We start from the raw sequence: 15,220 nt of genomic DNA on the forward strand, positions 1-15,220 counted from the left end.
CGCAACCGGCGCTCCTCACGCGAGGGCGCGGATCGCGTCGATGGTCCGGTCCACGGTGAGGGTCCCGTTCGCGCAGTCGCGCAGCAGGGCCGTCACCCGTTCGTCCTGGTATTCGCGCAGAGGCGCGGGTGGGGCCTCCGGCGCCGCGGCGGGGGTGACGGCTTGGGAGACGGCTGGTGCGATGTCGTCGCGGGTCAGGAGGTGGTCCGCCAGGGCCGCGCAGGAACGGTGCTGGAAGATGACGTCCGGCTTGACCGTAATGCCGAGGACCGTCCCGGCCCGGCGGGCCAGGCGTACGTAGATGATGGAGTTCAGGCCGAGCTGCCGGAACGACGCGTCCTCGTCGAAGCTCAGCGCCTCGTCGCCGATCTCCGGCTGGAGGATTTCACGCCTGATGCGCTCGATCAGGTCTCGGCGCGGGTCGGGCGCGGGCTCCTGCGCGGTGGTGATCCGGTCGATGAGCGAGGTGAGCACCTTCGATTCGCCGAGTTCGATGAAGACCGACACGCCCGCGTCCCGCAGATACCGGATGCACTCGGTCCAGCGGACGGGCTGGGCGATCTGCTCGGCGAGCAGTGCGCGGACCTCCCGCGCGTCGGGGCCGAACGGCCGGCCGGTCACGTTGGAGATGACCGGTGTCCGCAGTTCGGCCAGGTCGACCGAGGCCAGGAGGTCGCCGAAACGCGCGGCGGCCGGGGCCATGGCCGGCGAGTGGAAGGGTCCGCTGACCCGGACGGGGATGAAGCCCCGGACACCCTCCACCTTCTCGAAGACCGGCTTGATGTGCGCCAGTTCCTCGTGGCTGCCGGAGAGCACGATCTGTTCGGGCGCGTTGTAGTTGGCGATGACGACGCCGGTGGCGCCGTGCCGCTTCAGGGTCTCCTCGGCGATCTGTTCGGAGACACCGACGACTGCGGCCATCGCACCGCCGCCGACCTCGCCCATCAGTTGCGCACGGCGTTGCACCAGCGTCAGGCCGCCTTCGAAGTCGAAGGCGCCGGCCGCGAGCAGGGCGCTGTACTCGCCGAGGCTGTGGCCCGCGAAGAAGTCCGCGGGTGGCAGATCCTCCTGCGCCGCCGACCAGTGCAGCGCGTTGACGACGTAGATCGCCGGCTGCGCGTACGCCGTCTCGGAGAGCCGTCGTTCCGGGTTCTCCAGACAGAGCTCCTCGATCGAGTATCCGAGCACCCGGTCGGCGCGCCGAAGGAGGTCGGGAAACCTTGCGAACAGGCTGCGTCCCATCCCCTTCTTCTGGGTGCCCTGTCCCGGGAACACGTAGCAGCGCATCAGATCCGCCCGGCCCCGAGGTCGAATCCGGCCGGCCGCGTCGGCCACGCGGGAAGTTCGGTGATCCGGACCACGGCGCACGTCCAGGTGAAGCCGGCGCCGACGCCGAGCAGCATGCAGAGGTCGCCGACGTCCACGGCGCGCTCCCGTACGAGGTGGTCGAGTCCGGCGATCTGGTCGCCCGCGCCGAGGTGGCCGACCGTGCGGCCCCAGGACCAGGTCGTGAGATCGAGGTCGATGTCGAGTGCGGCGAGGACCTCGCGCTGCAGCACGGTGCGTCCGAAGTGCGGGACGACGAACCGGGCGATGTCGCCCAGACGTATGCCTGCGTCCCGCAGGGCCCCGTCGACGCAGTCGCTGAGGCCGGCCCGGAACCGGCGGGTGAACTCGTCGAGCTCGACGTCTCCCAGGTACTGCAGCTTGCGCAGCCGCAGGTCGATGGGGAGCGTCGGGTCGTGGTGGGGCGTGAAGGGCGCGTCGCCGCGGTGCAGGCGCTCCAGGGTGGGATCCGACACCGTGGAGGTGCTCAGCACCTGGGCGAACCCGGACCTCTTGCTGAGCACCATCGCCGACGCGCCGTCGCCGGGGACGATGCCGATGTCGCTGTTCCAGCGGTCGATCGCGGGCAGGCTGACCTTGTCGGCGGTGGTCACCAGCGCCGCCACGTCGTCGGTGGCCGAGAGGGAACGCGCCGCGATGTCCAGCGCGGTCATACAGCCGTTGGAAGCGTTCTTGACCTCGAAGGCGAGCACCGAATGGTCCCCGAGCACTTCGCGGTGGATGTAGGAAGCCGTCGGATAGAGCTCCAGTCCTTGGAAGTACACGCAGGCGTGCAGCAGCAGCGCGATGTCCTCGGCCCGGTGACCCGACCTTCGCAGGGCATCTTCGGCAGCGGCCACCGCCATCTCGGGCGGAGCTTCGTCCGTGGCTTCGCAGACCGATTCGAGTTGCGTGTCCTCGGCGTCCTGGGCGTCGAACCGGCCGTCGGCGACGGCCTGTTCGACCTTGGTCGCCGGAGGCAGGTAGGTCGCGGTACCCGCGATGAACAGGGCCTCTGTCTTCACTTCTCGTTCCCTCTCAGGTGGTGGCGTCGTGGAGCAGGAGCCCGGCGATGGCCTCGGCGGTCGGGTAGTCGAACACCAGGGTGGCGGGCAGCGTGGTGTTCAGCCGCTTGGCGAGGCGCTTGCGCAGCTGGACCATGGTGAGCGAGTCGATCCCGAGGGAACGCAGTGCCCGGTCGGCCGGCACGCTGTCGGGTCCGGGCAGGCCGAGCACGTCGGCGACCTCGCTGCGGACGAGCTCCAGCAGCAGGGCCGGTCGTTCGGCGTCGGTGGCGTCCGCCATCCGCGTATCGAGCGACTGCACGGTCCCGGAGGCTTCGGCCTCGCGCCCCTTGGTGGTTCGCCGCAGCATGGCGCGCAGCAGAGGAGGCGTTTCCGCATCGCCGAGCGCGTGTCGCAACGATGCCAGTTCCAGGCGTACGGGCATCAGCTGGGTCTCGGGCCGCGCGAGTGCGACGTCCAGGGCGTGCAGGCCCTCGGCCAAGGTCAGGGCGCCGATCCCCTGACGCCGCAGGCGTCCCAGCTCGGCCTTGCCGAGGTGGGCGGTCATGCCCACTCCGGCCTGTTCCCAGAGTCCGAAAGCGAGGCTGAGTCCGGCAAGGCCCCGCTTGCGCCGGTTCGCCGCCAGGGCGTCCAGCGTCGCGTTGGCCGCCGCGTATCCGCTCTGTCCCGCGGTGCCCAGCGTTCCGGCTGCAGAGGAGAAGAGGACGAACGCGGCCAGGTCCAACCGCTCGGTCAACTCGTCCAGCAGGCGCGCGCCCTGGACCTTGGGTGCCATCACCCGGTGCAGCCGCTCCGCGGTGAAGCCCTCCACCAGGCCGTCGTCGAGCACGCCGGCGAGGTGGAACACGGCCGTGAGGGGATGGCCCTGGTCGATCCCTTCCAGTACGGCGGCCACCGCGGCCCGGTCCGCGACGTCGCCCGCGACCAGGTCCACCCGCTCGGCGCCCGCGGCTTCGAGCTCCCGCACGAACGAGCCGGCTTCGGGCGCGTTGCCGCCGCGCCGCGACAGCAGCACGAGCCGCCGCGCTCCGTGCGCGCGGACCAGGTGTGCGGCGAGCGCGCTGCCGAGCTCACCGAGACCGCCGGTGATCAGCACCGTGCCGTCCGGGTCGAGGGCGCGTGGCAGGGTCAGCACGGTCCTGTGTGCGGCGTTCTGCTGCGCGTGGCGCAGGGCGTACGGCGCTTCGCGTACGTCGAAGGCGGTGAACGCCCCCTCGTCCTGCCTCAGATCGGAGGCGGACGGACCGGCTGCGGCCTGGGCGAAGGTGAGGTGCGCGGGCGTCGGCCTGAGAGCGGCACCGTCCACGCGGATCTCATCGCCGAGCGCGCCTGCCGCACGGCCCATGACCCGGTCACCCACGCGTACGGAGGTGACGCCGCTGCCGACCTCCCTGACGATCCCCGCGAACTCCAGGACCTGTGGTGCCTGCTCCGGTCTCATCCCGGCGGCTCGTACTCCGACGCGGACTTCCGACGGCGCCACCTCCTCGTGCGGGGCGGCGATGACGTCCAACCGACCGTCATCCCGCCGGTCCACCTGCCAGCCACCTCCGTCCGGCAGGACGAGCGCGTCGACCTCCGCGACGGTCGGCCTTGCCCGTGGTACGTGGGCGGTCTCGCCGCGCAGTACGCACTCCGGCTCGCCGGCGGTCTCGATCACGCGCGCCAGAAGCCGGAAGTCCGGGGTGCCGGGACCGAGGTCGATCAGGCGCAGGAGCCGCTCAGGCTGTTCCGTACGGGCCGTGCGTACCATGCCCCACACGGCGGCATGGGCCCAGTTCCCCACCTGATCATCAGGGCTCGACGACACCGCGTCGCGGGTGATCCACCCGAGCTCCGCGCCCTGGAGCCGGGCGTCCCCGAGGCACACCTGGAGCGTCCGCAGCGTTTCGGCGGCGCTGCGTTCCGCGTCGTCCGGCCGGGCGGACGCGTCGTCGGGCAGCGCGAACAGCAGCCGCCGAGGCGCATGCGCCCGGGCATCGAGCCGCGCCACGAGGGCGTCCAGGTCGGGTACGACGTCGGCGCCGAGCCCCGCGCCCAGCTCCGTGTCACCGACCACGAGAGTGCCCGCCGGGTCGAAGGCTTCGGCCCCGAGGTGTACGGGTTCGAAGCCGACGCGGTAGAGGTGCTCGGCGAACGGGTGGCCGCGGCGTCGGCCGGGCTGGAATTTCAGCCCGCCGATCCGGGCCACCGGCCCGCCTGCCGGGTCGGCCAGCCACACGGTGGCCGCCGCGAGGTCCTCGTCCCCGCCGGACTCGTACGACACGCGCACGGTCAGTTCTCTGCCTGCGGTACGGAACAGCTCGACGTCCGACCAGATGAACGGGACGAGCGGCCCGGGAGCCGCACCCGCTTCCATCAGACCGGCGACGACGACCTGGAGGGCCGCGTCGAACAGCGACGGATGCAGGCCGTGGCCGGCCGTGTCCAGCTCGTGCGGAAGGGACACCCGCGCGTAGTGGACGCCGTCGCGGCAGGCGAGTTCGCGCAATCCCCGGAACGCCGGGCCGTAGTCGAGCCCGCCTGCGAGGGCGCGTCCGTAGAAGGCTTCGGTGTCCAGGGCCCGGGCATCGGGCACCGGCCAGTCGTCGAGGTCCGGCGGCATGGTGGCGTCGGCTCCCGCACGGGTCACACACTCTCCGCTCACGTGCTGCTGCCAGACCAGCGGCTCATCCGTGTCCTCGGGCTGGCTGTGGAGCGCGAACGGGCGTCGTCCGTGCGCGTCCGGATCGCCGACGGTGGCCTGGATCCGCAGCGTACGGCCCGGAAGGAGGACGACCGGCTCCAGCAGCGTCAGGTCTGCCAGGGCGTCGGCACCTGCGGTCCGGGCGGCGAACAGCGCGGCGTCGATCAGGCCCGCGCCCGGTACGTAGACCTGTCCGCCGACGACGTGATCGGCCAGCCACGGGTCGTCGTCGAGCGACAGCCGACCGGTGAACAGGTGACCGCCGCTGCCGGCAAGCGTCGTGATCGCGTCGAACCACGGGTGGCCGTCCGCAGCCTGACCGGCCGTCACCGTGACGGGCCCGGAGGGAAGATCGCCGAGCCAGAAGCGTTGCCGTTGGAACGCGTACGTCGGGACGTCGGCCTTTCCGGCGCCATGGGACCCGAGGACTCGCTCCCAGTCCAGAGGGAAGCCCCGCTCGAACAACGTGGCGGCCGCTCGCCAGAGCTGGTCCACGCCGCCAGAGCCGCCGTCGGAGGACGGGCCCACCTCGACGAACGCTCCGATCCCCTCGCCGCGCAGCCGCTCCAGCGCACGGTCGAGCCCCATGGGCTCCGACTCCGGCTCTTGCTCCGGCCCTCGCTCTCGCTCCGGCTCTTGCTCTTGCTCTTGCAGATCGCGGAGCCAGTAGTCGCCGCCGAGCTGCGAGCCCGGCACGACCTCGCCCGTCAGGCCCGAACGGAAGGGGACGGAAGTCCGGGCAGGGACCACCCCTGACATCGCACCGCCGACCGCGTCCCCCGAGCGCGCGCCGGCTCGAAGGGCCATGACGCGGGCGCCGTCCTCCAGGCTCAACGCCCCGCTCACCACGGCGGCGGCGACCTCGCCCTGCGCGTCGCCCACCACCGCCGCCGGCTCCACACCCCAGCTGCGCCACAGCGCCGCGCGTCCGAGGCAGGTCGCGAACAGCGTGCACGGCAGCACATCAGGACCGCTCACGTCCTCCTCGCCGCGCAGCACCTTCAGCACGGACCAGCCGGTCAACGGCGAGAGGACCGCGTCGCACTCCGCCACGGTGTCGCGGAACACCGGGCTCTGCTCCAGCAGTTGACGGCTCGCTCCCGGCGACTGCGCCTCCTGGCCGCGGAACACGAAGGCGATCTTCCCCAGCGCCGTACCGGAGCCGGGCCCGACCGCTCGCAGGGCCTCTGCGGCATCCACGGCGTTGCCCGCGAAGACCACGGCGCGCGCGTCGAAGTGCGTACGGCCGACGGCGGAGGTGTGGGCGATGTCCCGCATCGACGCGGCGGGCCGCGCGTCCAGCCACTCGGCCCAGTTCCGGGCCTGCGCACGCAGGGCGGCCGCGTCGGTGCCCGAGATCACCAACGGATGGACGGGACCGTCGCCGGGCCGGTCCGCGACGACGGCCTGCGGTGTCTCCGGTGCTTCTTCGATGATGACGTGGGTGTTCGTGCCGCTGATACCGAAGGAGCTGATGCCGGCGCGACGCACCCGCCGGGTCCGCGGCCACTTCCTCGGCTCCCGCAGAAGCTCCAGTTCGCCGCCGGTCCAGTCGATCCGGGTGTTCGGCTTCTCCGCGTGGAGCGTGCGGGGCAGCGACTCGTGCTGGAGTGCCAGCACCATCTTGATGACGCCGATGACGCCGGACGCCGCCTGGGCGTGGCCGATGTTGGACTTGGCCGATCCCAGGTGCAGGGGTCGTACGCGGCCGGAGAACACCGAGGCAAGGGCGCCGGCCTCGATGGGGTCGCCGAGCACGGTGCCCGTGGCGTGCGCTTCGACGGCGTCGATGTCGGCCGGGGTCAGCCCTCCGTCGGCCAGGGCACTGCGGACCACGCGCTGCTGCGCGAGGCCGTTCGGCGCGGTGAGGCCCTGGCTGCGGCCGTCCTGGTTCATGGCGGTGCCCCGTACGACGGCCAGCACCCGGTCACCGTCGCGCCTCGCGTCCGAGAGCCGCTTGAGCACCAGGACGCCGCAGCCTTCCGCCCAGCTCGTCCCGTCGGCGTCGTCGGCGAAGCTCTTGCAACGGCCGTCGGCCGCCAGCCCGTTGAGGCGGCTGAACTCGACGAAGATCTGCGGGGTGCTCATCACGGTCACTCCGCCGGCGAGCGCCAGGTCGCATTCACCGTTGCGTAGCGCCTCGCAGGCCAGGCGCAGGGCCACGAGCGAGGAGCTGCACGCGGTGTCGATGGTGAGCGCCGGTCCGGACAGGCCGAGGGTGTAGGACACCCGTCCGGAGATCAGGCTCGACCCGTTGCCGGTGATCTTGTAGCCGTCGCTGCTCCCGACGTCCCAGCGCCGGGCGACGTCGTAGTCCGAACTCATCGCGCCGAGGTAGACGCCTGTGTTGCTGCCTTCGAGGGACGCGGTGCGCAGATTGGCCCTCTCGATCGCCTCCCACACGACTTCCAGGACGAGCCGCTGCTGCGGGTCCAGGGACAGCGCCTCACGCGGGCTGAGCCCGAAGAACGCGGCGTCGAAGTCCTCGACGTCGCGTACGAAGCCGCCCTTGCGCTCGAAGCGCCTGCCGGTGGCGGCGCGCTCCGTCTCCTCGATGGTGTCGAGGTCCCATCCGTCCCAGCGCCGCGGGAACGGGGAGGAGGCTTCGCGGCCGTCGGCGAGCAGATCCCAGAACGCTTCGGGCGTGTCGATTCCGTCCGGAAGCCGGCAGGCCATCGACACGATCACGACGGGGTCGTCATCGTCGGGCCGCGCGGGCAGCTCGGCGACGGCGGGCGAGACCTCCGGGGCCTCGTCCCGCGCGTCCTGCGTATCGGCGTGCGTCAGCAGCAGCGTCGCGATGGCTTGCGGTGTGGGGTAGTCGAAGGCGAGCACGGTGGGCAGCGAGACCCGTGTCCGTGCGCTGAGCCGGTTGCGCAGCTCGACCACCATGAGGGAGTCGAAGCCCTGTTCGCGCAGCGTCAGGTCGGGGCGCACGCCTGCCGCGGGCCGGCCGAGCAGGGCCGCGGCCTCCTGCGTGACGAGTGCGACCACTGATCCCGGGCGCTCGGGTTCGGGCAGGGCCATCACGTCCTCGCGCCACGAGCCGTTGTCGACGGCCGGGACCGCGTCGTCATGTTCGTCCAGCCAGTAGCGGCGGTGTTCGAAGGCGTACGTCGGAAGGTCCGCCCGGCGCGTGTCCGGGGCCGAGAACGGGATGGGGACCCCTTGGACGTGCAGCTCCGCCAGCGCCCGCAGCGGCTGTTCGATCCCGCCGCGCTCGCGGCGCAGGCTGCCCACCACGACGGCCGCCGCGTCGGCTTCGGTGCCCTGGGCCAGGGCTATCTGGAGCACCGGATGCGGACTCACCTCGACGAAGACCCCGAACCCGTCCGCCCGCAGACGTTCCAGCGCGCGATCGAAGCGGACCGGCTCGCGCAGGTTGCGGCACCAGTAGTCCGCGCCGAGCTCCGGACCGGCTGCCCGCTGACCCGTCACGCTTGAGTAGAAGGCGATCCCCGCATCCGCCGGGGCAAGGCCCGTGAGCTGCTCGCGCAGCGCGGGCAGCAGCACGTCCATGTGCGGGCTGTGCGATGCGTAGTCCACGTCCACACGCTGGCAGTACGCGCCGGTGTCCTCCATCTGCGCGAGGAACCGGTCCACCGCCTCGGCGTCTCCGGCCACGACGGTCGAGCGCGCGGTGTTCACCACCGCGACGGACAGCGCCTCGCCGTAGGCCGCCAGCTGCTCGGTGACTTCGCCGACCGGGCGCTCCACGAGTCCCATCGCCCCGTCCGGCGCATGGTCGTGCACGGCCCGGGCGCGCAACGCCACGATGCGAGCGCCGTCGGCCAGGCTCAGCGCCCCGCTGACGACCGCCGCGGCCACCTCACCCTGGCTGTGGCCGACGACCGCCGAGGGCTCGACGCCCCAGGCGCGCCACATCGCGGCGAGCCCGACGTACATCGCGAACAACGCCGGCTGCACCACGTCCGTACGCGTGAAAGGCGGCGCGATCCCGTCGTGCCCACGCACGACTGCTGCGACCGAGAACCCGGTGTGCGGGGCGAGGGCCTCGTCGCAGGCCGTCACGGCCTCGCGGAACGCATCGTTCTGCTCCCAGAGCGCCCGGCCCATCCCCCACCACTGGGCGCCCTGGCCGGGGAAGACGAACGCGACGCGGCCGCGCTCGGCGGCCGCGCCCGTCACCACCGCGTCATGGTTCTCGTCCGCGGCGAGCGCCCGCAGACCGGCGACCGCCTCGTCCGGCGTGGCGGCGATCACCACGCCGCGCGTGGGGTGCTGCGTACGGGTCGTCGCCAGCGAGTGGGCGACGTCGGACAGCCTCGTCCCGGGCGACTGCCCGAGGTGGCTCGCCAGCCGTGCGGCGTTGCGCGCGAGCGCGTTCGGGTTCGTGCCGGACACCGTCAGGCAGACCGGAGCACCCGCGTCCGGTGCGCCCGGTGCCGGCGCGCCCTCGGGCGCCTCGCCGAGGGCGACATGCGCGTTGGTGCCGCCGTATCCGAAGCTGCTCACCCCCGCGAACCGCGGCCCGTCCGGCCACGCGGCTGCTTCGGTGACCACTTCCAGACGTTCGGCGGAGAAGTCGATGCGCGGGTTCGGTGTGCGGAAGTGCAGGCTCGGGGGAATGACGCCGTGGTGCACCGCCAGCGCGGCCTTGACGAGCCCGAGCACGCCGGCCGCCGGTTCGAGATGGCCGAAGTTCGTCTTCACCGAGCCGATGCGCAGCGGTGCGGGCCGGTCGGGCCCGAACACGGCGCCGAGCGCGCCCGCCTCCGTCACGTCGCCCAGCGGCGTGCCCGTGCCGTGCGCCTCGACGTACGACACCGCACCCGGCGCGACGCCCGCGTTCTCCCACGCCGATCGCAGCACCTCCGTCTGCGCCTCGCGGCCGGGGGCGGTCAGTCCGTCCGTCGCGCCGTCGTTGTTGACGGCGCTGCCGTGCACCAGGGCGTAGACGCGGTCGCCGTCGGCGAGCGCGTCGGACAGCCGGCGCAGCACGACCACCGCGCAGCCCTCGCCTCGTGCGTAGCCGTCGCCGTCACCGTCGAAGGCGCGGCTCAGGCCGGCAGCGCTCTGTGTGCCGAGTTTCGTCATGGCCACCGAGGTGTTCGGATGCAGCATCAGGTTGACGCCGCCGGCGAGGGCGAAGTCCGACTCGCCGGAGCGCAGACTCTGCACGGCAAGGTGCACCGCGACCAAGGAGGAGCTGGACGCGGTCGCCACGCCCATCGCGGGGCCGCGCAGCCCCAGCGCGTACGCGATGCGGGACGGGATCACCGAGGTGTCCCAGCCGATGGCCGAGTGGGCGTGGATCGCCTCGGCGGCGCCCTGAGTGAACAGCGGGTACTCCTGCCACATCGCGCCCATGAAGACACCGGTGCGCGTGCCGGCGAGACTCGTCGTGGAACGCCGTGCGTCCTCGACGGCGGCGCACGCCACCTCCAGGGCGATCCGCTGCTGCGGGTCCATCTGCCGGGCCTCTGCCGGTGGGATGGAGAAGTACTCCGCGTCGAATCCCGTGACGTCGTCGAGGAATCCACCGCGCCGGTTCGCCGCTCCGCCGGACGCCTCCGCGTCGGCCCAGGCGGTGGCGTTCCACCGGTCGGCGGGCACCTGGCGCACGGCGTCGACACCGTCGAGCAGCGCCTGCCAGAGTGCGGTCGGGTCATCGATCCGGGCCGGCAGTCGGCAGCCGATGCCGACGATCGCCACCGGCTCCTGGCGGCCGTACGTCCGGGCGGCGGTCTGGTCAGCCACGGGTGGCCCCGATCTCGTCGGGCGCGTAGAGCGCCAGGCAGGTCTCCTCGATCGCGGTGAGCGGCTCCGCGTCGTTGAGGATCGTCATGTGGTTCGCGGCGTCGATCTCCACCAGGCGCAGGCCCGGCAGCTCGCGCTCCCAGTCCTGCCGGTAGTTCACGTGGTCGAGGGAGAAGGTTTCGCCGGCGAGCTGGAAGTAGGGTTCGACCTCGCCCAGGAAGAGCCCGCGCCGGTTGCGGAAGTAGGTGCACACCACGGCTTCCGGCCGCGGCAGGGGCCTGATGGTGTGCTCGCCGAGCCGGTAGGCGAGCTGGATCGCCATGTTGCGCCTGACGAACCGCGCGGTCCGGTCAGGTCTCATGGCAAGGCCGCGTTCGGCCGCCAGCTCCGCGAGCCGCAGGACGAACGCGTCCTCGTCCAGGTTCTCCGCGACCTCGTCCCGGTGGACGAGACGGGCACGCAGGACCGCCGGGTCCTTCTCCCCCGGCGGCCAGAGCAGGGAGTTGACGACCTGGAGGGCCGCGCTCCGGGCGGACTGGAACCCGTTCGCGTTCGCCTTCGCCAGACCGGTCCCGTCCGGCGAGTCCACCATCGTCAGCGAGGCCACGTCCTGCCCCTGCTCCTGCAGCCGCCGGGTCACCTCGTAGGCGACGATGCCACCGAGACAGAACCCGCCGACGTCGTACGGCCCTTCGGGCTGCACCGAGCGGATGACCTCGGTGTAGTACGCGGCCATGGCCGTGACGCCCTCGATCGGCGGGTCTTCGGACAGTAGGCCGCGGGCCTGGATGCCGTAGAACGGGCGGTCGATCCGCTCGGCGATCGTGCGGTAGGACTCGACGCCGGCGAGGGCGCCGTGGATCCAGAACACCGGCCTGCCCTCGGTCGCGCCGTTGAGGCGGACCAGCTCCGGGGCCGACACGCGCGGGGAGCGGGCCTCCGCCTCTGACAGCCTCGCGACCACGTCGTCCAACGTGTCGTGCGGCTGCCACCATTCTGGCCGGAAGCCCGGAAACGCGCTGCTGATCCGGCCGAGCATCGCGACCAGGAGCAGGGAGTTGAGGCCGTAGTCGGCGAGCGACCTCGTACCGTCGATCTCGTGGCGCGGCAGGCCCAGCACCGAGGCGACGAGATCGGCGACGAAGGCTTCGCGGTCCTCGCCGTCCACTGCGTCCGCACCGCCAGGGGAGCCGTCGCCGGTGTGCGCGGACTGATCCGACCGCGGCACCTGATCGGCGAAACACGCCAGGCGGGCGAAGGGATACCCGGGCAAGGGGATCCGCCTGCGCCGAGCGCCGCGACGCATCACGCCCCAGTCGATGGACGTGCCCGCCACCCAGTGTTCCGCCACGTCGTCGCGGTGCGTCGGCTTCCCGTCGTACCCGGGGCCGGCAGCGGGGTCGGCGCCGTCGGCGAACGCCACGCGGGCGAGCGTGTCCGGGTCGCCGTCGAGCCAGGCGTCCAGAACGCGAGCGGCCTCGTCGGTGCTCCGCGCCACGAACGCCAGCCGGCAGCTCATCGCCTCCCGGCCGACCTGCAACGTGTATGCGATGTCCGCCCAGGAGCGCGGATCCGCTCCGGCCAGCCGGTGCGTCAGCCGGCGTGCCCGCTCGCGCAGAGCGTCGACGCTCTGCGCCGAGAGCACGAGGATCTGCTCACCCGGGTCGTCGTCCGGGTGTGCGGGGGCGATGTACTGCTCCAGTACGACATGCGCGTTCACGCCGCCGATCCCGAAGCTGTGCATGCCCGCGCGGCGCGGCAGCGGCCGGCCGGCGTCGTCGGTGCGCTCGGGCCACGGCAGGTTCTGCTCGGCGATGCGCAGCCGCGTCCCCTTGAGGGAGAGCTCGGGGTGCAGCTGCCCGAAGCCCGGGATCGCCGGGATCACGCCGTGCCGTATCGCCTGCGCGGTCTTCACCAGCGCGGCCAGGCCGGAGACCACCTCCGTGTGCCCGATGCAGGGCTTCACGTTGCCCAGATACGTCACGTCCGCGCCGTGGTTCCCGGTGCGGAGTCCGGCGCCGAGCGCCGCCAGCTCCGCGCTGTCCGCCAGCATCGAGCTCATGCCGTGGGTCTCGATGTACTCCACGGCGCCCGGATCGATCGCGGCGTCGGCGTAGGCGTGCGCGACGGCTGCCTTCATGCCCTTGATGTTGGGTGCCGTGAAGGACACCCCCCTGCCGCCGTGGGACACGCCGGTGCCGCGTACGACGCAGTGGACGAAGTCCCCGTCCTCCACGGCCCGGCGCAGGGGTTTGACCAGTACGGCGGCGACGCCCTCACTGCGCGCCGTACCGTCGGCGCCCTCCTGGAACGGCCGTACGTCACCGCTCGGGCTGAGCATCCCGGCGGCCCGCATCCCGCCGAAACCCGCAGGCGACATCACCAGGTTCACCCCGCCGACGATCGCCTGCTCGCACTCGCCGTCGCGGATGGACCGGATCGCCCGGTGCAGGGCCACGAACGAGGACGAGCACGTCGTGTCGTACTGCTCGCTGGGGCCGTTGAGGTCGAGCAGGTACGAGATCCGGTTGGGCACCATCGCGGGCGACGGCAGGCTCATCAGGTCGCTGACAGCGGGCCGGTATTCGCTCTGCGTCGTGGCGACGAACACCCCCGTGGGCCGGTTCCGCAGCTCGGCCGGCCGGTAGCCGGCGTCCTCGACGGCGTTCCACGACGCCATCAGCAGCAGGCGCAGCTCCGGCGTCACCTGGCGCGCCTCGGTCATCGACATGCGGAAGAAGAGCGGATCGAACGCATGCACCCCGTCGAGGAATCCGCCGCGCAGGGCGGCCGCCTCGTCGCTGTCGTACGACGCCCAGTCCGCGCGTTTCTCCGGCGGTGCGGTGATGTGCCGTCCGCCCTGCTCGACGATCCGCCAGAACTCGTCGATGTCGTCGGCCCCGGGGAAGCGTGCGGACATGCCGACGATCGCCATGCCGTCGAGCGCCGCCTCGTCGACCTCAGCCTGAGGTCGAGGTTGAGGGTCAGGCTGTACGGGACCGGATACCCCGTCCGGCGGTGCGGGCTCCGGCGGAAGCGCGTCCCGCAGCTCCTCGGCGTACTCGGAGACGATGAACTCGCCCAGCTCGGCCAGGGTGTTGTGCTCGAACAGCACCGTGATGTCGAGGTCGATGCCCAGCGTCCCGCCCAGGGTCCGGGCCACGTTCACCGCGAAGATCGAATCGAGCCCGTAATTCGAGAAGGACTCGTCCCGCCCGATCCTCGTTCGCGGGATGTCCAGCGCCTCGGCCAGCACATCGAGCGCGACTGCCTCGATGTGGACGCGCAGCCGGTCTCCGGGCTCGCTCGCGTCGCTGTGATCGGTTACGGTTCGCGCCGGACTCTCGCGCACCGGTGCCGCGTGCGGCGCGGACGGGCGCGGTACGGCCGTCGGCCGCCGTATGACGCCGTCGCTCTCGGCCACGATGATCTGCTGTCCCAGATCCTCGGCATCCCGCGCGGGCAGAGCGACCGCGCGGAATCCTTCCTGCGTCAGGGCGTCCCGCCAGTGCTCCGTGGAGAGCAGCGGGCTGCCTTGGATCCGCAGGTGCGGGTCCTCGTAGCGCCACCATCCGTCGAGAAGACCGAATGAGAACTGGCTGAGCAGATTGTTCGCGGTCAGTTCGTTCAGGACAAGGAGTCCGCCGGGCCGGAGCAGCGCCTTGGCGTTGCGCAGGGTGTGGCGGATGTCCCGGGTAGCGTGCAGGACGTTGGCGGCGACCACGGCGTCGTACGCGCCGAGGGTGCGGCCCTGATCGGCCACCGGGCGCTCGATGTCCAGGATTTCGCAGGTCAGCCAAGGGTTCTCCGCACCGAAGAGACGCTCCGCGTGGTTCAGGAAGACCCTTGATATGTCGGTGTAGCAGTACTCGCGCACGTCCAGCCGCGCGGACCGCAGCGCCGCCAGGACGACGGCGCTCGTGGCTCCCGTACCGGCGCCGATCTCCAGGATCCGCGCGCCGTCCGCCGTCCGGGCCTCCGCCCGCCGTCGCAGCCGCGCCACCAGGTCGGCGGCCAGCACCTGGTTGAAGAACGCCGACGCCGGGTTGGTCGCGTAGGCGTTCTGCACCAGCTCCAGCGATCCGCCGGGGAAGATGACCTCGGTGGCCGGCCGCCGTCCGGTGAGGATGTCGGGAAAGGCACGCAAGGTGGTCTCCACCAGGAGGTGGGTGGCCGCGAGGTCGGAATTCTCCCGCCACGTGGGCCTCTCCGTCTCCCACTCGCGCCACAACTGCTCGACCGGCCGGTGCGGCCTGGCCTCGTCGAGCAGGATCCTGCCGTCCCGCCGCTCGATGTAGCCGGCCCCTTCGAAGATGCGCAGGCACTCGTCGAACCAGGCGCCGTACCCCGGCGCGAGGCCTGCCGACTCCCGTGCGGCCTCCGGGGTCTGGCCGGAGACCCGGAACGCGCCGAGCGTGCGCAGATGGGACCAGAGGAAGCCGAGCAGCAGGTGTTTCATGGT

At 72.0% G+C, this 15,220-nt stretch carries 3 protein-coding genes and 1 pseudogene; all 4 read right to left on the bottom strand.

Features of this window, described 5'->3' with window-relative positions; all coding sequences use genetic code 11:
• Positions 1 to 15 precede the first annotated feature (15 nt).
• The 4 genes and pseudogenes from fabD to ACIRR8_RS19345 all read right to left on the bottom strand — a co-directional run bounded on the left by fabD (position 16) and on the right by ACIRR8_RS19345 (position 15,217).
• Positions 16 to 1,287: an ACP S-malonyltransferase gene (fabD, locus tag ACIRR8_RS19330; protein WP_404065996.1), complete on the bottom strand. Its 1,272-nt coding sequence runs from the start codon at positions 1,285 to 1,287 to the stop codon at positions 16 to 18.
• Positions 1,287 to 2,351 carry a ketoacyl-ACP synthase III family protein gene (locus ACIRR8_RS19335; RefSeq protein WP_404065998.1) on the bottom strand — a complete coding sequence of 355 codons (1,065 nt, stop codon included), beginning with the start codon at positions 2,349 to 2,351 and terminating at the stop codon, positions 1,287 to 1,289. Before ACIRR8_RS19335 ends, fabD begins: the two co-directional genes overlap by 1 nt.
• Positions 2,348 to 10,758 (bottom strand): annotated as a pseudogene (locus tag ACIRR8_RS19340) (type I polyketide synthase). The gene ACIRR8_RS19335 and the pseudogene ACIRR8_RS19340 overlap by 4 nt, the downstream one beginning before the upstream one ends.
• Positions 10,751 to 15,217, bottom strand: coding sequence for a beta-ketoacyl synthase N-terminal-like domain-containing protein (locus ACIRR8_RS19345; RefSeq protein WP_404066001.1), 4,467 nt, complete (start codon positions 15,215 to 15,217; stop codon positions 10,751 to 10,753). The pseudogene ACIRR8_RS19340 and the gene ACIRR8_RS19345 overlap by 8 nt, the downstream one beginning before the upstream one ends.
• Positions 15,218 to 15,220: the final 3 nt, after the last annotated feature.

It is taken from the genome of Streptomyces sp. NPDC101178 (assembly GCF_044767965.1).
GTDB lineage: Bacteria > Actinomycetota > Actinomycetes > Streptomycetales > Streptomycetaceae > Streptomyces.

Coding starts and splice junctions, on each gene's coding strand:
- fabD (WP_404065996.1), bottom strand. CDS start 1,287: ATGCGCTGCTACGTGTTCCCGGGACAGGGCACCCAGAAGAAGGGGATG.
- ACIRR8_RS19345 (WP_404066001.1), bottom strand. CDS start 15,217: ATGAAACACCTGCTGCTCGGCTTCCTCTGGTCCCATCTGCGCACGCTC.